Source organism: Caulobacter sp. 05T431, from assembly GCF_056665975.1.
In genome coordinates this window covers 1-599 of record NZ_JBFTKU010000070.1, presented here as the reverse complement: position 1 = coordinate 599, position 599 = coordinate 1, and the positions used below count along the sequence as shown (strand labels likewise).

Here is a 599-nt window from a genome sequence, read left to right as displayed (position 1 = left end):
GTGCGATACCGTCCGTTTACTTGAAGACGACGGTCTTGTGCCCGTTCACCAGGATGCGGTGTTCGGCATGCCACTTGACCGCGCGGGCCAGCGCCACGCATTCCACGTCGCGGCCGACGGCGGTCAGTTGCTCGGGGTCCATGCTGTGGTCCACGCGCTCGATTTCCTGCTCGATGATCGGGCCTTCGTCGAGGTCGGCCGTCACATAGTGCGCCGTGGCGCCGATCAGCTTCACGCCSCGGTCGWRCGCCTGRTAGTACGGCTTGGCGCCCTTGAAGCTCGGCAGGAAGGAATGGTGGATGTTGATCGCGCGGCCGGCCAGCTTGCGGCACAGGTCGTCGGACAACACCTGCATGTAGCGCGCCAGCACCACCAGATCGATGTTCTGGTCACGCACCACCTCGAACACGCGCGCTTCCTGSGCGGACTTCTGCTCGGCGGASGCGTTCATCAGCGGCAGGTGGAAGAACGGCACGTCGTACGACGCGGCGAGCTGGTAGAAGTCACGATGGTTCGAGACGATCGCGGCGATCTCCACCGGCAGCCCGCCCGCCTTGGCGCGGAACAGCAGGTCGTTCAGGCAGTGGCCGATCTTGGAC

1 protein-coding gene is annotated in these 599 nt (G+C 65.1%); it reads right to left on the bottom strand.

Features of this window, described 5'->3' with window-relative positions; all coding sequences use genetic code 11:
* Positions 1-16 precede the first annotated feature (16 nt).
* On the bottom strand, positions 17-599 hold a 583-nt coding region (locus AC1U89_RS24565), incomplete at its 5' end, for a formyltetrahydrofolate deformylase (RefSeq protein WP_479902222.1).